This is a genomic window from Clostridium sp. (genome assembly GCF_032552055.1).
Classification (GTDB): Bacteria; Bacillota; Clostridia; order Clostridiales; family Clostridiaceae; genus Clostridium.
This window is the reverse complement of the sequence record NZ_JAWGSV010000031.1, coordinates 1-19,703: the sequence shown is the minus strand read 5'-3', so window position 1 is coordinate 19,703 and position 19,703 is coordinate 1. Positions and strand designations below refer to the sequence as shown.

Annotated in this window: 20 protein-coding genes and 2 pseudogenes; 20 read left to right on the top strand and 2 right to left on the bottom strand. The window is 27.5% G+C overall.

The annotated features are described in order from the left end of the window. The first annotated feature begins 55 nt into the window (after positions 1-55). The 11 genes and pseudogenes from E6248_RS04130 to E6248_RS04080 all read left to right on the top strand — a co-directional run bounded on the left by E6248_RS04130 (position 56) and on the right by E6248_RS04080 (position 10,617). Positions 56-595 (top strand): acyltransferase, encoded by a 540-nt coding sequence (locus E6248_RS04130; RefSeq protein ID WP_316339552.1) that lies wholly within the window; start codon positions 56-58, stop codon positions 593-595. Position 596: 1 nt separating this feature from the next. Continuing rightward, on the top strand, positions 597-1,937 hold the full coding sequence (locus E6248_RS04125) for a nucleotide sugar dehydrogenase (protein ID WP_316339551.1): 1,341 nt from the start codon (positions 597-599) through the stop codon (positions 1,935-1,937). A 63-nt stretch (positions 1,938-2,000) separates the two neighbouring features. Continuing rightward, positions 2,001-2,192, top strand: a complete 192-nt coding sequence (locus tag E6248_RS04120) for a hypothetical protein (protein ID WP_316339550.1) — start codon at positions 2,001-2,003, stop codon at positions 2,190-2,192. Positions 2,193-2,215: 23 nt separating this feature from the next. Then, the gene (locus E6248_RS04115) at positions 2,216-2,764 is read left to right on the top strand and encodes a nuclease-related domain-containing protein (RefSeq protein ID WP_316339549.1); all 549 of its coding nucleotides are present in this window, start codon (positions 2,216-2,218) and stop codon (positions 2,762-2,764) included. Between the two features lie 29 nt (positions 2,765-2,793). Next, positions 2,794-3,027, top strand: a complete 234-nt coding sequence (locus E6248_RS04110) for a hypothetical protein (RefSeq protein ID WP_316339548.1) — start codon at positions 2,794-2,796, stop codon at positions 3,025-3,027. A gap of 1,143 nt (positions 3,028-4,170) precedes the next feature. Next, a pseudogene (locus E6248_RS04105) lies at positions 4,171-4,836 on the top strand (MBOAT family O-acyltransferase); the annotation flags it as partial. 418 nt (positions 4,837-5,254) lie between these two features. Next, the gene (locus tag E6248_RS04100) at positions 5,255-6,289 is read left to right on the top strand and encodes an acyltransferase (protein ID WP_316339547.1); all 1,035 of its coding nucleotides are present in this window, start codon (positions 5,255-5,257) and stop codon (positions 6,287-6,289) included. 323 nt (positions 6,290-6,612) lie between these two features. After that, positions 6,613-7,926: a conserved phage C-terminal domain-containing protein gene (locus E6248_RS04095; RefSeq protein ID WP_316339546.1), complete on the top strand. Its 1,314-nt coding sequence runs from the start codon at positions 6,613-6,615 to the stop codon at positions 7,924-7,926. 256 nt (positions 7,927-8,182) lie between these two features. After that, positions 8,183-8,893 (top strand): CpsB/CapC family capsule biosynthesis tyrosine phosphatase, encoded by a 711-nt coding sequence (locus tag E6248_RS04090; RefSeq protein WP_316339545.1) that lies wholly within the window; start codon positions 8,183-8,185, stop codon positions 8,891-8,893. A gap of 54 nt (positions 8,894-8,947) precedes the next feature. Beyond that, positions 8,948-9,163, top strand: a complete 216-nt coding sequence (locus tag E6248_RS04085) for a CpsB/CapC family capsule biosynthesis tyrosine phosphatase (protein ID WP_396335128.1) — start codon at positions 8,948-8,950, stop codon at positions 9,161-9,163. A gap of 242 nt (positions 9,164-9,405) precedes the next feature. Further along, the gene (locus E6248_RS04080) at positions 9,406-10,617 is read left to right on the top strand and encodes an ATP-grasp domain-containing protein (protein ID WP_316339544.1); all 1,212 of its coding nucleotides are present in this window, start codon (positions 9,406-9,408) and stop codon (positions 10,615-10,617) included. 17 nt (positions 10,618-10,634) lie between these two features. On the opposite strand, the gene E6248_RS16390 is transcribed toward E6248_RS04080, so the two are convergent. Further along, positions 10,635-10,694, bottom strand: a complete 60-nt coding sequence (locus tag E6248_RS16390) for an IS3 family transposase (protein ID WP_396335127.1) — start codon at positions 10,692-10,694, stop codon at positions 10,635-10,637. A gap of 208 nt (positions 10,695-10,902) precedes the next feature. Between E6248_RS16390 and rffA the strand changes: the two genes are divergently transcribed. After that, positions 10,903-12,039 (top strand): dTDP-4-amino-4,6-dideoxygalactose transaminase, encoded by a 1,137-nt coding sequence (rffA, locus tag E6248_RS04075; RefSeq protein ID WP_316339543.1) that lies wholly within the window; start codon positions 10,903-10,905, stop codon positions 12,037-12,039. Here rffA and E6248_RS04070 read toward each other — a convergent pair. After that, positions 12,036-12,143: pseudogene (locus tag E6248_RS04070) on the bottom strand (IS3 family transposase); the annotation flags it as partial. The gene rffA and the pseudogene E6248_RS04070 overlap by 4 nt on opposite strands. A 328-nt stretch (positions 12,144-12,471) precedes the next feature. Between E6248_RS04070 and E6248_RS04065 the strand changes: the two are divergent. The 8 genes from E6248_RS04065 to E6248_RS04030 form a co-directional block, all read left to right on the top strand. After that, on the top strand, positions 12,472-13,149 hold the full coding sequence (locus E6248_RS04065; RefSeq protein ID WP_316339542.1) for a Wzz/FepE/Etk N-terminal domain-containing protein: 678 nt from the start codon (positions 12,472-12,474) through the stop codon (positions 13,147-13,149). A gap of 9 nt (positions 13,150-13,158) precedes the next feature. Next, complete coding sequence (locus tag E6248_RS04060; protein ID WP_316339541.1) at positions 13,159-13,806, top strand: CpsD/CapB family tyrosine-protein kinase; 648 nt, start codon at positions 13,159-13,161, stop codon at positions 13,804-13,806. Positions 13,807-13,936: 130 nt separating this feature from the next. Next, on the top strand, positions 13,937-14,983 hold the full coding sequence (locus tag E6248_RS04055) for a mannose-1-phosphate guanylyltransferase (protein ID WP_316339540.1): 1,047 nt from the start codon (positions 13,937-13,939) through the stop codon (positions 14,981-14,983). Between the two features lie 25 nt (positions 14,984-15,008). Beyond that, on the top strand, positions 15,009-16,067 hold the full coding sequence (gene gmd / locus E6248_RS04050; protein WP_316339539.1) for a GDP-mannose 4,6-dehydratase: 1,059 nt from the start codon (positions 15,009-15,011) through the stop codon (positions 16,065-16,067). Between the two features lie 12 nt (positions 16,068-16,079). Then, positions 16,080-17,015, top strand: coding sequence for a GDP-L-fucose synthase (locus E6248_RS04045; RefSeq protein ID WP_316339554.1), 936 nt, complete (start codon positions 16,080-16,082; stop codon positions 17,013-17,015). A 15-nt stretch (positions 17,016-17,030) separates the two neighbouring features. After that, a complete protein-coding gene (locus tag E6248_RS04040; RefSeq protein WP_396335126.1) occupies positions 17,031-17,765 on the top strand; it encodes a WecB/TagA/CpsF family glycosyltransferase in 735 nt (244 codons plus the stop codon). Between the two features lie 15 nt (positions 17,766-17,780). Further along, the gene (locus E6248_RS04035) at positions 17,781-18,683 is read left to right on the top strand and encodes a hypothetical protein (RefSeq protein WP_316339538.1); all 903 of its coding nucleotides are present in this window, start codon (positions 17,781-17,783) and stop codon (positions 18,681-18,683) included. A 26-nt stretch (positions 18,684-18,709) separates the two neighbouring features. Further along, the coding region (locus E6248_RS04030; RefSeq protein WP_316339537.1) for a glycosyltransferase at positions 18,710-19,703 on the top strand (994 nt) is incomplete at its 3' end.

Below are 19,703 nucleotides of genomic sequence, written 5' to 3'. Positions count from 1 at the left end.
ATATTACTAGATAGTGTGAAACAATATATAATGAAATTAAAGGTAAGAAAAAAAGATGAGAAATATATATAATCAATGGATTACAAGAAAAACATTAAGAAAAATTAATTCTAATATTTCAATTGAAGGTGATTTAGAGATAGGTTCGATAAATAGATTACAGATAGGGGATTATGTTCATCTAGGAGCAAATTGTAAGATGAATTGCTATGGGGGAGTAGTTATTGGAAACAATGTAGTATTAGGACCTAATGTTACAATATGGAGTGTAGATCACAATTATAAAAACGCTAATATGATTCCATTTGATGAAATTCAATTATGTAAGAAAGTTGTAATTGAGGATAATGTATGGATCGGTGCTAATTCTACTATTATCCCAGGAATAACAATAGGAGAAGGAGCTATAATAGCTATGGGATCTGTGGTTACAAGAGATGTGAATCCGTTAGAAGTTGTAGGAGGAAATCCAGCTAAAACTATTAATAAAAGAAATGAAAAAGATTATAATGAGATGAAAAACAATAAATTATTATATATGAAAGAATATTTGGATGGAAAAATAATAAAGAAAGATAAATATATTAAAGTGTAAAATGAGGGGAATTAAATTGAAATTAAGATTATCTGTAGTAGGACTAGGTTATGTAGGGTTACCATTAGCTATAGCTTTTGGGAAAAAGCTTGATGTTATTGGGTTTGATATTAATAGTGAAAAAATTAAGACATATAAATCAGGAATAGATCCAACTAATGAAGTCGGTGATAAGGCAGTTAAAAATTCAACAGTCATTTTCACTAACGATGAAAGTAAATTAAAAGAATGTAATTTTCATATTGTTGCTGTGCCAACACCAACTAATGAAGATAAAACACCAGATTTAACACCAGTAAAAAAATCAAGTGAGATTTTAGGAAGAAATCTCACTAAAGGATCTATAGTAGTATATGAATCAACAGTATATCCTGGTGTTACTGAAGACATATGTGTTCCTATCTTAGAAAAAGAGTCAGGTTTAAAATGCGGACAAGATTTTAAAGTAGCTTATTCACCAGAAAGAATAAATCCTGGTGATAAAGTTCATAGACTAGAGAATATAGTTAAAATAGTTTCTGGAATGGATGAAGAAACTTTAGAAACGGTTGCCAAAACATATGAATTAGTAATAGAAGCTGGCGTTTACAGAGCTGAAAGTATAAAGGTTGCTGAGGCTGCTAAATTAATTGAGAATTGCCAAAGAGATGTTATGATTTCTTTTGTAAATGAACTTTCTATGATTTTTAATAAAATGGGGATTGATACTAAGGCTGTAATTGATGCAGCAGGTAGCAAGTGGAACTTTATAAAGATGAATCCAGGGCTAGTAGGTGGACATTGCATAGGAGTAGATCCTTACTATTTAATTCATAAAGCAAAAGAAATTGGAGTAGATTCTAACGTGATTGCATCAGGGAGAGAAATAAATGATGGAATGGCTAAATATGTAGTAGAAAATACGGTGAAGAGTTTAATAAAAGCAAATAAAAGAGTAAAAGGTGCTAAAGTAGCAGTACTTGGAGTGACTTTTAAGGAAGACTGTCCAGATACTAGAAACACTAAAGTTATTGATATAATAAATGGATTAAAAGAATATGAAATAAATCCAATTATAGTAGATCCAGTTGCAGATAAAAATGAATTTGAAGAAGAGTATGGATATACTTTAGAGGAAGTGGATAATATTAGATGTATGGATGCTATTATTTTAGCAGTATCACATAGCGAATATAGAGAAATGAAAATCAGTGATTTTAATAAATTCTATTTAGCTTCTAGAGAACTAGATGAAGTCGCAGTTACAAAAGAGTGTGATGAGAAAAATGTGTTTATTGATATTAAAGGTATAATCGATAAAAGTAGCATTGATAAAAATAATTTTGTTTATTGGAGATTATAGAAATAATAAATTTCATTATAAAATATGTCTATCTATAAATTTATAGATAGGCATATTTTATATATGTCAGTGAGGTATCTTAAGGTTTTATTTAAGAAATTGGACAAATCGATTTTTCTTAAAGAAGAAGGTGAACTTAAAGTTTATATCTCAAAACTACAAGAGTTATATAGTAAGGCTCAAGGTAGTTTTAAATATAAGCTTGAGAAAGAACTAAAGATAGCCACTATGGGAGAATTTGAGAGAAAAATATAGCTTATGAACTAAAGAATAGTGATATGCTGATGTATGTATTACATGGTATTACTTTAAAGATAGATGAGTTATCAGCTCAAATTGATTATATTTTAGTTACTAGAAAAACAACCTTTATAATAGAGTGTAAAAATTTAATTGGGAACATAGAAATTGATTCGCAAGGTAACTTTATAAGAACTTTTAATTTTAAAGGAAGATATATTAAAGAAGGTATTTATTTTCCTATAACTCAAAATCAAAGACATTTGGATGTTATAAAGAGAATTAAGAAAGAAAGCAAGAGTAACATAATAATGAAGATGTTAGTAGAAAAATTCTTTGATGAAAATTATAAATCTATAGTTGTACTAGCTAATGCTAGAACATATTTAAATTATAAATTTGCGAAGAAAGAAGTAAAGGATAAAGTCATTAGGACAGATCAATTAATTGACTTTATTAAGAAATCCAATGCAGATGCAGATCTTCAAGCATTAAATGATGAAGATTTAAAAAAAGAGCAGAAAGCTTTCTTAAGCTTCATAGAGGAGATAAGCCAAGTTTTTCAAAGAAGTATAGGGAGCTTTTAGAAGAATTTAATTCTTCTAAAAGTGAAAGTATGGATTTAAATAATTCGATGGATGTTAATAATATTAGTATTGACATCAACAATGATGCTAATGAAGATGATACTAATATTAATATTCAAAAAAGTAACAAGACTAATATTAATGAAGGTACTAATAGGGCTAATGTATCTAAAAATAAAGTTGAGCTAAAAGAAGTATCAGGCTTTGGTGATATAAAGATTGAAAAGTATGGAGATGCTTTATTAAAGATAATAAATGAATAAATAGTGGTGAAAACTTCAGTGGAAATAGAGCAATGCAATAATAGTTTTCTAGGTATAGAGGGGACAACATCTAGAATACGTTTAATCAGTTGATAATTAATTTAGGGAATTCTAAAGAAAAATATAACATAATGGATGATGCTACTAGATTGAGTGGTTGGAGAATATTGGTTTAATAGAGTTGTAATATTAACAATTATTGAAGTGTTATCATATATCTGGTAGAATTTATAGGGAAATTATACTACTAGATGAGGGGAGTTGTAAAAAGTGGCTAAAATAGCTAAGGTTAACCAGAAGATTTTTATAGGGTTATTTTATCTATAATATTCATAGTCCATGTTTTTACTGCAATTGATAAAGATAGAGAAAAGTCTGTTATAGAAAATAGGAAATTAGCTCAATCGCCTAAGATTGATAGATTAACATTATTTAATGGGGAATTTTTTAAGAATTATGAAAAATATTTCGCAGATCAATTATATGAAAGAGACACTATTAGAGGGCATATTCGTCTATTCAATTAAATCTATTAGATAAGAAAAAAATATAGGATGTTGTAATAGGCGAAGATGGATACTTATTACCATACAAAAACTGTGTTTCTGAAAATGAAAATGTAGAAAGTAGTGGAGATAAGGTTCTCAAAGCATTACAAACAATAGATGACATAGTAAAAAGTTATAGTGGAGATTTATATTATTTATATATACCTCATAAAGGAAATATGTATGATGATAAATATCCAGCTTTTTATGAAGATGGACACGATTCTTTTTCTATGGTTATTTAGGAATAAATTATCTATATATACTTCGTATATCTATATCAATAAATTATATTGGTGCATTTCTAATAAATAGAATAGTTAAAGGAAAGTTGAATTATTCTAAAATAATATTAATTATTACAGTAATAGTTAACATTGCTTTACTAGGATATTATAAATATATGAATTTCTTTATAGAGAATTTAAATACTGTTTTTTCTTCCGATATAACTATAAGTAAAATTATAATGCCTATAGGAATTTCTTTTTATACATTTAAAGGAATTAGCTATGTGGTTGATGTATATAGGAATAGTAGTATTTTTAGAAAAAATCCTTTAAATATGATGATATATATATAATTTTTTCCACAAGTAACAGCAGGTCCAATATCTAGATACTTAGATATTGATAAACAAATAGTAAAAAGAGAAGAGAGTTCTGATAAATTTGAAGAAGGGATAAAGAGATTTGTTTTTGGAATAGGAAAAAAAGTTATACTATCAAACACTTTTGCTGCAGTAGCAGATAGTATTTTTACATTAAAAATTGAATATTTAAATTTTGGATTTGCATGGATAGGTATTATAGCTTATACATTACAGATTAATTTTGATTTTTCAGGGTATTCAGACATGGTTATAGGCATAGGGAAGATGTTTGAGTTTGACTTTTTAGAAAACTTTAATTATCTATACATATCTAAATCTATTACTGAATTTTGGAGAAGATGGCACATTTCATTAAGTTCTTTCTTTAGAGATTATGTATATATACCTTTGGGAGAAAATAGAGTTCCTGTATTAAGACATATTATTAACACATTTGTAGTATGGTTATTAACAGAATTTTGGCATGGCTCAGCGTGGAATTTTATAGTATGGGGTGTTTATTATGGAGTGGTAATAACACTAGAAAAATATGTATATGGAAAAATGTTGGACAAACTACCTAATTTTATTAAACATATTTATTCTATAATATTAATAATGGTTGGCTGGGTATTCTTTAGATCAAGCAAATTAGAATATGCATTATAGTATATAAATATTATGTTTAGTTTTAATTTTAATAAAGTTTCTTATGATGTAATAATGAGGTATTTAATAGAGTATAAATTTGAATGGATTATAGGTATTATAGCATGCACTCCTATCTATAAATTTACAGATAAAATTAAAAATAAAATTTTTTTTTCAAATGTAGAAAGAATTTTAATAATATTGTTATTTTCTATAAGTATAGTTTATGCAGTAGCATCAACATATAACTCATTTATTTATTTTCAGTTCTAAATAATATCTTTAAAGATAGAATAGATAACAGTTGCTAATTTTCATATTTTAAATCTAAAATGGTGCCTATTATATTCTGTGGTTAGAGTTTAAGTTCTGGTAATAATTGAATATGATATTAATTGTTGATTTTTATGTATAATAGGAATAAAAAGGAGGAAAAATGAGAATTAATTTAATTAACTACTATTGGATTTTTTTGTTTATAGGGGCTATTATATTTATTGTTTCTAAAAAAAGTAAGGTAACAAATGTAGAAGTCAATGAATATTTAGATAAACAAAGTACTGATTGCTTAAAAGGGCTATCAGTATTAATTGTTATTTTCCATCATATTGCACTGTTTTCTAGTAAGCATAATACATATTATAATATATTTAGAAATGCTGGTTTTTTAGCAGTATCAATTTTTTTATTTGTAGCTGGATATGGATTAATGGTTCAGTATTTAAAAAAAGAAAACTATTTGAAAGGCTTCTGGAGAAAAATACTGAACCTGTATTTGGTATTTTTCGTATCAAATATTGTTGTTACTGCAATAAATAACTTATTTTTAAATACGAGATATGGGATACGAGATGTGTTAATATCTTCAATAAGTTTTAGATTTGCGAATGAAAGAGAATTATGGTTTGTTGCAGTTATGATATTTATGTATTTTTCTTTCTATATTGCTTTTAAGTTTTTTAAAGGCAAAACAGGGATTGTTTTTATAATTATTTCAACAATAGTTTATATTATCTTGTGCAAAAAATTTAATAGGGGCTCTTGGTGGTATAACACTTCTATATGTTTTACAATTGGAATTATTTTCGCAATATATAAAGATAGAATATATGAAATGTATCAAAAGAGATATACAATTAAGTTAATTATTTTATTAGCCTTTTTCGGTATATGTATGTTTTTACTTCATAAAAAATATTGGGATATACAATATATTACTCCAATTGTATTCATAACATTAATTACGTTACTTTTATTGAAATTTAAATTAAATTCAAAAGTAATTACTTTCATAAATAACATTTCTTTTGAAATGTATTTGGTGCATTTAATAGTACTTAAAGTAGCGTTTAAAGAGCAAAGTGTAAGAAGTAGTATTTATGTTGTTTTGCTGTTCCCAATAATGATTTTATTAGCACTTATAGTTCAGTATATTTGCAAATATATTAAAAAAATATTTAGATTAGTATAATGATAGTCTTTTTATAATATAATTCTAAACTTGATAACTATTGCGTATTAACTTAAATAAAAATACCAGGTAGAAAAGCAATGACATTTAGATAAGATTTATTTCTTATCCAAGTCACCTAGGAGTATTAAAATATTCTTAGGTGACTTTTAATTTTGTCATTTAAGACTTAAAACGGTATCTTCAAATGTGGATAGCATTGGTAAAGTTTACTCGATAGACACGAGTTCTTTAATTATCTTATTTATTTTTCTCAATTTCCATAAAAACTGGATACTTAATTAATGACAACGTATTTTAAATTATGTTTAGGAGGATGTAATATGCAATTTTCATTTTTAGGGTTTTCAGTTAAAAAGATTATGGAGTTCGAATTAGATGTTAAGGATTTAGCTATTCTTAGATTTTTTCAAGATTTTATGAAAAGTGGAAAGATGAATTATGAAGAGGTTGATGGAGTTAAGTACTATTGGATAAGCTATAAAAATATTTCTGAAGAAATGCCTTTCTTAGGTCTAGGTAAGAGAACTATTATGATGAGGATGCTTAAATTAAGAGATTTAGGTCTTCTTTCTCATTATACAAAGAAGGAGGGGGGAACCTTTTCTTATTATACCTTAGGGGATAAGTTTAATGATTTTCTATATACTTCAGAAAATAGATCATTAATTAATATAGAACATGAAAGTAAGAATAGTAGTAGGAAAATGAATGGACAATTTATTAATGAGATAAATTCCAATAATAGAAGGGAAATAAGAGGAGAAGGTATTAGTTGCATGAATTCAATAGATGGACAAGATGATAGTGATATGAATTCAAATATTATAGGAGAGATGACAGAACAAGCAACTAGTAACATAGATTTAAATAATAATGAAAAGACTATTTTAAACAATTCAAATAGTAAAGATAATATTATTTCAGTTAATTCAAAAACTGAAATAATTAATAGAGAAGAAATATTAGATTATAGTCAGCACTACAATGAACCATCTGAAAAAAGTATTCAAGTAAATTTCGAAGAGTTAATTAAAAATGAGGAAGATAAATTAACTGAAGTTAATAAGAACAGTATTAATTATAAAGAAGAGGATAAAAGTATTTCAGAAGACCCTAATCAAAATAATAAAGACACTTTATCTAAGGATATGAATAGGGGATCTTCATCAAATGATACAACAAAGACTAATCTACTAAATAACTTAACTACTAAAAATACTAATGATTTAAAAAGTATAAAAGATAAGTTAGAGTTTATATTAAATTATTTAAATGCTAGAGCTAATGTAAATTATAGAATTACTAACAGAAGGACAGTTGGCTTAATTACAGCAAGACTTAGAGAAGGATTTGCAGTTGAAGATTTTAAAGTTGTTATTGATAAAAAGGTTAGTGAGTGGAGTGGTACTGACTTTGAGCAATATCTAAATCCTTTTACTTTATTTGGTGATAAGTTTGAGCTTTATTTAAATCAAAAGGTTGCTTCTAAAAAGAATAATGTCAATGGAGGAGTCGGTAATTCTCAGAAAGGAAAATCCTATAAATCAGATACTAGAAAGTTAAGATTTCATAACTTTACAGGTAGAGAAGTTGATTATGATGCTATAGAAAAGCAGCTATTAGGATGGGATTAGTAATAATATTTACTGTCAAAGCTAGAGGCGGTTCTAAGGCTTAGAAGTAATATTTCTTATGTTGGGATAAAGAATAATACTTATTATCTATGGTAATTCCTTATGTAAAATATACTTTATCTAAATAATTGTTTAAAGTAATATAAAGTTTTTGTTGTTTTATATAAAAAATTGAAGAATGAAATTTATGGTAAAATAAGAAATAAAGTCCTATAATTTATCTTATTGAAAAGGATATGAAATAGAGGTGGATAGGATGTTTGCCAGCTTAATTTTAAAGGATTTAGTTATAAAAGATAATTTTAGTGAAGCAAAATTATTAGAGAAAATTGAAGCTATAAGCAATTTGGGAATTAATAGATTAATTATTGCTCCAGTTTACTATGATGAAGAATCTAAAAGTTCTATAGATGAAGTGAAATTAATAGTAGATGATTTAAATTTATATTTTACAGAAAAGGGCGTATTTTTAAAGCTATATCCTGCAAATATAATTAGAGATAACTATGACAATATTATGGAATTTATTAATGGAAAAATAGGCAGTATAAATAATAGCAAATATGTTTTACTAAATATTGAGGAAAGCAATACTATAAAAGAGTTAATTGAAATTATATATGAATTTAATTTAAGAGATTATACACCTATTATAGTCGGACCTGAAAAAATTAAAGAAATAGTAGATGTTAATAAAAATATAGATAAGCTATTAAGTGAAGATTGTTTGCTACAGTTAGATTTAGCAAGTATTAATGGCATATATGGAAAGAAAGTTTTAAAAACAGCAAATGTACTAAAGAAAAAAGGTGTTTATAGCTTTATTGGAGCTGAAGATAATATAAAAGAAGAGTATATAAATAAAGAGATGCAAGAGATAGGCAAAAAAGGTTTTTCTATATTAATGAAAAAAAGTGAATCTACAGAAAGAACAAAAACTAAAAAAGGTTTATTTAGATGTAAATAGGAGGGATACCTCCTATTTCTTTGGAATTTAATTCTTTTATTGTTGTAAGAACATATTGCTCCAGATCCTTCTTTAATAAATGAGTTTATCAAAGAAGGATTTCTTTTTCAGCTTAATATAGGAAGTATAACAGGAGACTTCGGAAAAGAAGTTAAGAAAACAGCAGAAATTTTCTTGAAAAATAAAATATATAGCTTTTTTGGTTCAGATGCACATAGAGATGAAAAGAGAAATCCGAATATGAAGATTGGGTTTGAATTACATATTTAACAATAGACATCATATTGAAAATAATGTCTATAAGTGTTAGATATGTAATTTTTTTATAGCAATCTACATTTCAATGAAATAAATTTTTAGAGTTAAGGGCTTTAATTTTTATAAATTAATGAAGTTATGAAATTAATAATGAATTAACAGCAAATAATTTTAATAAACATGATAGTAGCTAAATTTAAATATAAAAAATAATATATATGTAAAACTAAAATATTTTGAAGGAGTTCTGAAAAGTGGAAAGAGTGGAGAAAAGAATAATACTATTAGGAGGATCAACACAGCAAATACCTGCAATAGAATATGCCAATAGTAGAGGGTACTATACTATTTTATGTGATTATTTGCCAGATAATCCTGGCAAAAACTATTCAGATAAATTTTATTGTGTAAGTACCATAGACAAAGAAACAATATTGGATATAGCTAGAAAGGAAAAGGTAGATGGAATAGTAGCTTATGCTTCAGATCCAGCAGCACCTACAGCAGCATATGTTGCAGAAAAACTTGGATTGCCAACAAATCCATATAAATCAGTAGAGATATTAACTAATAAAGATAAATTTAGGGAATTTCTTGAGAAAAATAATTTTAAGACTCCAAAAGCTAAGGGATATGATTCAATAGAAGAAGCAAGAAAAGAAATTTTAAATTTTAAATTACCTGTTATTATTAAACCAGTAGACTCTTCTGGAAGTAAAGGAGTTACTAAATTAAGTGATTTTAATAATTTAGAAAAGCAAATTAACAATGCGTTATTATATTCGAGAAGTAAAAGATTTATAATAGAAGAATTTGTTGATAAGCATGGATATCAAGTTGCTGGAGATGGATTTATAATTGATGGGAATTTAGTATTCAGATGTTTTGGAAATGATCATTTTGATGGTAATGGATTAAATAAATTTGTTCCAATATCAGCAAGTTTCCCTTATAATCAGCCAAAGAGAATTCATAAAAAAATTCATAATGAAATACAAAGACTATTAAGTTTATTGAATATGAAGTCAGGAGCATATAACTTTGATATTAGAATAGATAAAGAAGAAAATGTATATTTAATGGAGGTTGGACCAAGAAACGGAGGTAATTTTATACCACAGGTAATAAGGTATGCAACAGGAATAGATATGATTGAATATACTATAAAATCTGCTATGGGAGAAAATTGCGATGATATAGAAATGAAAGATACTAATGGATTCTGGAGTTATTATGCTATCCATAGTTTAAAAGAAGGTATTCTAAAAGAAATTAAAATAGATGAAAAAGTGAAAAAAGATAACATTGTTGAAACTCATCTAAATTATGAGATTAATGATCATATTCAAGCATTTATAGGAGCCAATGGATGCATTGGTATTATAATAATGAGGTTTAATTCAATGAAAGAAATGCTTGATATGATGGATAATTCTGAAAAATGGATCAATTTAATTGTAGAGTAAGTAATAATATGAGAGGATTAAACCCTGTATTGAACAGGGCTCAATCCTTTTAGTTTTTTATCGTTGTAATAATATATATTGCTTCAGCTCATTATTTAAGAAATATTTGTTCTCATTTGAACACTATTTAATATGATAGAATATAATGAATATTTAAATATGCAAATGATATGTTTTTTTATTGGACTTAAAATTTATATTTGAAACATTTTTTGTTCTATTTTTCGATAAAAATACTTACTATTTATCGAATATATTAATAATATTAGAGGTGAGGGATAATTGATGATAAATTTCAATGTACCACCTTGTGTGGGAAAAGAGGAAAAATATTTAGCAGAGGCAATAAAACAAAATAGGAAGTTATGTGGAGATGGTCCATTTACAAAAAAATGTAGCGAATGGTTTGAAAAAAATTTTTTGACGAAAAAAGCGTTATTGACAACATCATGTACACATGCATTAGAAATGGCAGCAATATTGTGTGGTATTAATCCAGGAGATGAAATTATTGCACCGTCATACACTTTTGTATCAACTGTAAATGCATTTGTGTTAAGAGGAGCAAAAATAGTGTTTGTCGATATAAGACCAGACACCATGAACATCGATGAAAATTTAATAGAGGCGGCTATTACAGAAAAAACGAAAGCTATAGTGCCAGTACACTATGCAGGAGTAGCTTGTGAAATGGATAAAATTATGGAAATAGCTAAAAAACATAATTTATATGCAATTGAAGACGCTGCTCAAGGAGTAATTTCTACTTATAAAGGCAAAGCGTTAGGAACTATTGGAGATATTGGATGCTATAGTTTTCATGAAACAAAAAATTATATTATGGGTGAAGGGGGAGCAATTTTAATTAATAATAATAAGTTTATTGAAAGAGCAGAAATAATAAGAGAGAAAGGAACAAATAGAAGTAAATTTTTTAGAGGAGAAATAGATAAATATTCGTGGGTTGATCTAGGATCATCATTTTTACCAAGTGAATTAAATGCAGCTTATCTTTATGCTCAATTAGAAGAAGCTGATAATATAAATGAAAAGAGATTAAATATTTGGAACAGATATTATGATGGACTAACTCAACTAAAGAATAAAGGGGTTTTAGAATTACCATATATACCTAAAGAGTGTAATCATAATGCACATATGTTTTATGTTAAAGTTAAGAATTTAGAAGAAAGAACTAAATTAATAAATTATTTAAAAGAAAAGGATATAATGAGTGTATTTCATTATATCCCATTACATTCTTCGAAAGCAGGAATACACTTTGGAAGATTTAATGGACAAGATAATTATACTACAAAAGAAAGTGAAAGGTTGTTGAGATTACCATTATATTATGATTTAAAATTAGAAGAAGTAAATTTAATAATAGAGACTATAAAAAAGTTTTTTGAAAATATTTAATAAATAGATAAGATATGAATAACTAATGAGGATTGAATCCTGTATTGAACAGGACTCAATCCTTTTAGTTTGCATTTAATTTTTTTATTATTGTAATAATATATTGCTCCAACTCAATCTTTGAAGAATATTTGTTCTAATCTGCACACTACTGAATATAATGAAGAGTAAAATATGATGCTAAAAATTTTTGAACATCATGTTTATAAAAACAATATTTTTCAGCAGTATCTTTAAATGAAATTTTACCAGAAAGATAATTTTTATTTTAGAACTAGATAATTATGGCATAATATTTTGAGTAAAAAAATAGTAATAAGATATAAACTTTAATAATAAATGATTATGAAATTAATAAACTTTCATTTAGTAATTTATTGATTGTAATAAATTGCTGCAATATAGAGAGGTATTTTAGTTGGAGGGAAAAGATTGGAAGAGAGAGAGTTGGGGTTAGATGAGTTATTTGAGGCTCTGAAAAAAAGATGGTTAATGATAGTAACAATTACATTAATAGTAACTATAGCTTCAGCAGCGTTAAGTTTTTTTATTATTAAACCTAAATATGAAGCAAGTACAAAGTTTTTTATAGGTAAGGATGAAAGTGAAAAGGAAAGCTATAGTCAAGATGAGGTTATGATGTATCAAAAGCTTATGAAGACTTATTCTGAAGCTATTAAAACTAAAGATTTACTTTCTAGAGGGTTAAAAGGTATTAGCCTCAAATTAGAACCAAGTGAGATATTAAAAAATCTTACAGTAGTTACAGTAGAAGATACTCAAATTTTACAAATTAAGTATAAGAGTAAGAATCCTCAAGAAGCTAAGGTTGTTATTGAAGGAGTTTCTGATGAGTTTATAAAAACAGCTAAGGAATTAGTTCCTAATGGAAATATTAAAGTTATAGAGGCTGTAGAATTACCAAAAAAACCTGTTAGTCCTAATATAATTATGAATATAGCAATAGCTTTTGCACTAGGAATGATAGTAGCTGTTGGACTAGCATTTTTATTAGAATTCTTAGGTAATACATTTAAAAATAAGGAGCAATTAGAAAGAGAATTTGAAATTCCTGTAATTGGAATAATACCTACAGTGAAGGAATCATAGGGGGAAGTTATGTTTATAGTTGAAAAAGAACCTAAGTCTATGGTAGCTGAAAGCTATAGAACATTAAGAACAAATATACAATATTCATCTTTTGACAAGGAGTACAGGGTAATAGTTGTAACTAGTGCAGAACCAGAAGAAGGGAAGTCTACAACATCAGGGAATTTAGCATTATGCATGGCTCAAGGAGATAAAAAGATTATGTTAATAGACTGCGATTTAAGAAAACCAAGCTTGCATAAGAAGTTTAAAATTTCAAATTTACTTGGTTTATCAGATGTAATGATAGGTAAAGCTGATTTAGCTAGTGTTACACATAGGTATAATAAAAATTTATTTTTGTTAACATCAGGTAAAATACCTCCTAATCCATCTGAAATGCTTTCATCAAAGGCTATGAGTTATTTACTAGAATCTCTAAAAGAGACTTTTGATTATATAATATTAGATACTCCTCCACTGAAAGTTGTTACAGACTCTCAAATTTTATCTACAAAGGCAGATGGTACTATATTAGTGGTTAGAGCTGAGAGAACAAAGAAAGAATCTGTTAAAAATGCTGTTGATTTATTAAAAAAAGTAAATGCAAATATAATTGGAATGGTATTAAACGGAATAGATGTAAGTAGAAGTGAATATTATTACGACTACGAGTAGAAGTAATAACGGAGGAATATTAATTTTAAATATGTAAATTATATAAATCTTTATTATACTTAAAGCTTATATTTGAAGCATTTTTTGTATTAGTTAGCAATAAGAATGTTTGTTAGATGGAGGAATGAAAATGTTATGTGCTTTAATTATGGCTGGAGGAAAGGGGACGCGTTTCTGGCCATTATCAACGGAAGAAAAACCTAAGCAATTTCTAAATTTAATAGGTGATGAAACTATGATACAAATGACTGTAAATAGAATAAAACCTATTATTCCTATAGAAAGAATATTTGTATGTACTGGAGAAATGTATGTAGATTTAGTTAAGAAGCAGCTTCCAGAACTACCAGATAGAAATATTATTGTTGAGCCAGAAGGAAGAAATACAACTCCATGTATTGCCTTATCTGCTTTTGTAGTAAAAAGGTATTATAAAGATTTAACTATGGTAGTATTACCATCAGATCATTTAATTAATGATGAGGAAGAGTTTAGAAGAATAATTTTAGAAGCTGATACTTTTATAAAAAATAATAATAATGCAATTATAACCTTAGGAATGGAACCTACTAGAGCAGAAACAGGTTATGGGTATATTAAATGTAGTGAAGAAAGAAATAAATTAATTAAAAGTGAAGTTGTTAAAGTTGAAAAGTTTGTTGAAAAGCCAAATGAAGAATTAGCTAATGAATATGTTTCAAGCGGCAATTACTTATGGAATGGTGGAATGTTTATTTGGACAGTAGAGAATATTTTATGCGAAATAAGTAAATATTCATCTAGTATTTTTGAGTCTCTTCACAATATTCAAGATGTACAGGAAGAAAAATTACAAGATTTAATAAATAGAGAATATATGAATATGGAAGCCATTTCAATAGATTATTCAGTTTTAGAAAAGTCTAAAGAAATATATGTAATTCCTAGTGATTTTGGTTGGGATGATATTGGAAGCTGGGAGGCTATTGAGAGGCACACTATAAAAGATGATTTTGGAAATGTAGTAATAGGACAAGCTACTAGCTTAAAAGGAAATAACAATTTATTGGTTTCTTCAAATCATAGAGTAATAGTTGAAGGACTAAGTGATATATATGTTATTGAAAATGATGGAAAAATAATAATTGGACAAAAGTCTAATGTAGTTAATGCTAAAGAATTGAGAAATATAGTTTAATTAGCAAAAAATGGAGGAGTTATTAATGAAAAAAGTTGCTTTAATTACGGGAATAACAGGTCAGGATGGATCATATTTAACAGAGTTATTATTAGAAAAAGGATATGAGGTACATGGAATAATTAGAAGACATTCAAGTATTAGTACTTCAAGAATAGATCATTTATTTGAAAATCCTAAAATAGGAAATAAAAGTTTGTTTTTACACTATGGAGATTTAACAGATTCATCTAATTTAAATAGATTAATAGAAAAAATAAGACCTATAGAAATATATAATTTAGCAGCACAATCTCATGTTGCTGTATCTTTTGAGGTACCTGAATATACTGCTGAAGTAACAGGAGTTGGAACATTAAGACTTTTGGATGCCATAAGAGAAACAGGTGTTAAATGCAAGTTTTATCAAGCTTCTACATCAGAATTATTTGGTGGACTTTCTGATACAGCACCACAAAGTGAAAAAACTCCATTTTATCCAAAGAGTCCATATGGGGCTGCTAAGCTTTATTCCTATTGGATAACAGTTAATTATAGAGAAAGTTATGATTTATTTGCTTGTAATGGAATTTTATTTAATCATGAATCTCCAAGAAGAGGGGAGACCTTCGTTACTAGAAAAATTACTAGAGCAGTTGCATCAATTATTGCTGGAAAGCAAGAAAAGTTATCCCTAGGAAATATGGATGCAAAGAGAGATTGGGGATTTGCAGGAGATTATGTTTATGGAATGTGGCTAATGCTTCAACAAGATAAGCCAGATGACTATGTACTTGCAACTAATGAAACTCATACTGTAAGAGAATTTGTTAATTTAGCCTTTAAAGAAGTAGGAATTGAGATAGAGTGGAAGGGCACTGGAGCAGATGAAAAGGGATATGATAAGTCCACTGGAAGATTATTAGTAGATGTAAATCCTAGATACTTTAGACCAACAGAAGTTGATCTATTATGGGGAGATTCTAGTAAAGCAGAAAGAGAATTAGGCTGGAAAAGAAAAGTAAGCTTTGAAGGCTTAGTTTCAATGATGGTAGATGCTGATATGAAAGAAATAGCAGGAAAAGAAGTAGATGCTACTAAGTAATAAGAAGGTGAAATTATGAAAAAGGACAGTAAAATTTATGTAGCTGGGCATAGAGGACTTGTAGGTTCTGCTATAGTTAGAGAATTACAGAAAAAAGGATATACAAATATTATAGATAAAACTCATAAGGAATTAGATCTTATGAATTTTATAGAAGTTGAGAACTTTTTTAAAGAAGAAAAACCAGAGTATGTATTTTTAGCAGCTGCAAAGGTAGGAGGAATATATGCAAATTCTAATTATCCAGCAGACTTTATATATGAAAACTTACAAATTCAAAATAATGTTATAGGAAATGCATATAAGTACGGAGTTAAAAAACTAATGTTTTTAGGAAGCTCCTGTATTTATCCAAAGATGTGTCCACAACCAATAAAGGAAGAATATTTACTTTCAGGACATTTAGAAGAAACTAATGAAGCTTATGCATTAGCAAAAATATCTGGACTTAAAATGTGTGAGTTTTTTAATAAGCAATATGGAACAAATTTTATAAGTGTAATGCCTACTAACCTTTACGGACCATATGATAATTTTCATCCGGAAAATTCTCATGTAATGCCAGCACTTATAAGAAGATTTCATGAAGCAAAAGTAAATAATGCAGAAGAAGTAGTAGTATGGGGAAGTGGTACACCACTTAGAGAATTCTTATACTCAGAAGATATGGCAGATGCATGTATTTATTTAATGGAAAACTATGAAGGAAATGACTTCTTTAATATAGGAACAGGAAAAGAAATAACTATAAGAGGTTTAGCAGAACTAATAAAAGAAGTTGTGGGTTATGAAGGAGAAATAGTTTGGGATAGTACAAAACCAGATGGAACTCCAAGAAAATTATTAGATGTAAGTAGATTAGAAAAAGCAGGTTGGAAATATAAGATGGAATTAAAGGTTGGAATAAGAGAGGCTTATAAATGGTTTATGGAAAACGTAGCAATATAAATTTGGAGGATAATAGTGGACTTCTGCAATATATTAGGTGTAAATATAGCCGTTACCAATCTTAGTGAAACAGTAAGATACATTGAAGAAAAATTAGAAGAGTTGAGAGGAAATTATATCTGTGTTTCTAATGTTCACACTACTGTTACAGCTTATGAAGATAAAAAATATAGAGAAATTCAAAATGGAGGTGCACTAGCCCTTCCAGATGGTAAACCACTTTCAATTGTAAGTAAAAGAAGAGGATTTAAAAATGCTGAAAGAGTAACAGGCCCAGATTTAATGGGAGAGTTATTTAAGAAATCAGAAGAAAAAGGATATAGACATTACTTTTATGGAAGTACAGAGGAAACTTTAAAGTTATTAAAGATAAAGCTTAATGAGAAATACCCTAAATTAAATATTATAGGAATGTATTCTCCTCCATTTAAATCAGAGGTATCTCTAGAAAGTGAAGAAAAATTAAATGAAATAAATAAACTTAATCCAGATTTTGTCTGGGTAGGACTTGGAGCTCCTAAACAAGAAAAATGGATGCACATTCACAAAAATAGAATAAATGCAACAATGCTTGGCGTTGGTGCTGGATTTGATTATTATGCAGAGAAGATAAAAAGGGCACCAATTTGGATGCAAAAGTTTAGCTTAGAATGGTTATATAGATTAATACAAGATCCAAAGAGACTCTTTATTAGGTATTTAAAGACTAATATAAAATTCTTATGGAAGGTTGCGAGAGAAAATAAGTAAAGGTGGTACAATGTAATGGATAATGATGGTAAAATTAAAAAGTTTTTTTCAAATATATATAAAGATATTAGGTTTAAAATTTCATATAGAAACGAAAATATTCTTTCTAAATATGAGGGAAATGATTTAATTAGACAGTTAATTCTTTCTGGTGAACCATGTATGATTGCTAGATTTGGTGCAGCGGAAAGTCGTTGTATAGAAAAATGGATGAATAATAAAGATTTTAATCAGGATAACTTAGAAAATATTAAACAATTATCTGGTGTCTTCCCTAATGATAGTAATAGCATTGCAGAATTTTGTGAAGTTTATACTGAAGCGATTTCAGATATTGATGTTCTTGCTGTGTGGGGGGTTGCTGCAGAAAGAAATATTTATAAAAAGCACTGTCCATCTGCTAAGTTGATGAATATTATGTCTTTAGAACCTTTCTTCTACAAGAATCCGTGGTCAGCGGCCCTTAGAGGGAAAAAGCTGTTAATAGTCAACCTTTTTACTGAAACTATAAAGAAACAATTGATTAATAAGGATAAATTATTTGAAGATGCTGAAGTACTACCTGATTTTAAAGAGGTATCATATTTTAAAACTGTACAGTCATATGGAGGTTCTGATGAATATGAAAGTTGGCTTGAAGCTTTAAAAAGTATGTGCAGTGAGATTAAAAAAATTGATTTCGATGTAGCCATCATTGGTGCAGGTGCATATGGATTGCCATTAGCGAGTTATGTTAAAAGTTTGGGAAAACAATCAATTCAAATGGCAGGTGCTACACAATTGCTATTCGGTATAAAGGGTAAGCGTTGGGAAGAGCGTACGGAATATAAAAAATTATTTAATGAGTATTGGGTGCATCCATCCAGTATAGAAACTCCAAAAGAAAAAGACAAAGTAGAAGGAGGAAGCTACTGGTAGAATATAGTGAAGTATGAGGTGAGAAAATGAAGAACATAAAGGTAAGTATAGTAGTTCCAGTGTATAATGTTGAAAAGTATATAAGGAAATGTCTAGAATCTCTTGTAAATCAAACTTTAGAAGATATAGAGATCATTGTTGTAAATGATGGATCAACAGATAATTCTCAAAAGATAATAGATCAATATGTAAGTAAATTTCCTCACTTAGTCAAATCATTTATCAAAAAGAATGGAGGTCTATCTGATGCAAGAAACTATGGCTTGTCATACTGTAATGGAGAGTACATTGGTTTTGTTGATTCAGATGACTATATAGACATTAATATGTATGAGAAGATGTATAGTAAAGCAAAGAATGAAAATAGTGATATTGTTGTTTGTGATTATTATAAGGTTTATAACAGGAAAATGAAATTAGTAAAGGCAAAAAAATATGTTGATAAAAAAGATATGTTTATTGATACACTTGCAGCAGCTTGGAATAAGATTTATCGTAGAGAAATGCTTATGAAGTCTGGTGTGATTTTTCCAAAAGGGTTAATTTATGAAGATACAGAATTTTTTTGTAAACTAATTCCTTATATTAATGTAGCTAGTTACGTTTCACAACCTTTTGTATATTATATTCAACGTGGTGGTTCAATTGCTAATACTCAAGGTGAAAAGAATGCTCAAATTTTTAAGATTCTAGAAAATATAGTTAATTATTATAAAAAAAATGAATTACTTCAAGAATATTATAGTGAGTTAGAATACTTGTATATAAGAATTATGCTAGGTAGTTCAATGGAACGTATTTGTAGAATAAAAGATAAAAAAATAAGAAATGAATTACTAAAGAAAACATGCGAACTAATTTGCAAAAGTTTTCCGACTTGGAAGAAAAACTCCTATTTAAATAAAATAAAATCAAAGCGACATTTATATATGAAAAGTGTAAATAGCAAAAATATTTATATTTTTGCAATGATATTTAAAATAGTATTTTTATTAAAAGAAAATGGATTATATAGAGAAT

Excerpts from the sequence above, each read along its gene's own strand:
- E6248_RS04130 (WP_316339552.1), top strand. The coding sequence starts at position 56 with ATGAGAAATATATATAATCAATGGATTACAAGAAAAACATTAAGAAAA.
- E6248_RS04125 (WP_316339551.1), top strand. The coding sequence starts at position 597 with ATGAGGGGAATTAAATTGAAATTAAGATTATCTGTAGTAGGACTAGGT.
- E6248_RS04120 (WP_316339550.1), top strand. The coding sequence starts at position 2,001 with ATGTCAGTGAGGTATCTTAAGGTTTTATTTAAGAAATTGGACAAATCG.
- E6248_RS04115 (WP_316339549.1), top strand. The coding sequence starts at position 2,216 with ATGCTGATGTATGTATTACATGGTATTACTTTAAAGATAGATGAGTTA.
- E6248_RS04110 (WP_316339548.1), top strand. The coding sequence starts at position 2,794 with ATGGATTTAAATAATTCGATGGATGTTAATAATATTAGTATTGACATC.
- E6248_RS04100 (WP_316339547.1), top strand. The coding sequence starts at position 5,255 with ATGAGAATTAATTTAATTAACTACTATTGGATTTTTTTGTTTATAGGG.
- E6248_RS04095 (WP_316339546.1), top strand. The coding sequence starts at position 6,613 with ATGCAATTTTCATTTTTAGGGTTTTCAGTTAAAAAGATTATGGAGTTC.
- E6248_RS04090 (WP_316339545.1), top strand. The coding sequence starts at position 8,183 with ATGTTTGCCAGCTTAATTTTAAAGGATTTAGTTATAAAAGATAATTTT.
- rffA (WP_316339543.1), top strand. The coding sequence starts at position 10,903 with ATGATAAATTTCAATGTACCACCTTGTGTGGGAAAAGAGGAAAAATAT.
- E6248_RS04060 (WP_316339541.1), top strand. The coding sequence starts at position 13,159 with ATGTTTATAGTTGAAAAAGAACCTAAGTCTATGGTAGCTGAAAGCTAT.
- E6248_RS04055 (WP_316339540.1), top strand. The coding sequence starts at position 13,937 with ATGTTATGTGCTTTAATTATGGCTGGAGGAAAGGGGACGCGTTTCTGG.
- gmd (WP_316339539.1), top strand. The coding sequence starts at position 15,009 with ATGAAAAAAGTTGCTTTAATTACGGGAATAACAGGTCAGGATGGATCA.
- E6248_RS04035 (WP_316339538.1), top strand. The coding sequence starts at position 17,781 with ATGGATAATGATGGTAAAATTAAAAAGTTTTTTTCAAATATATATAAA.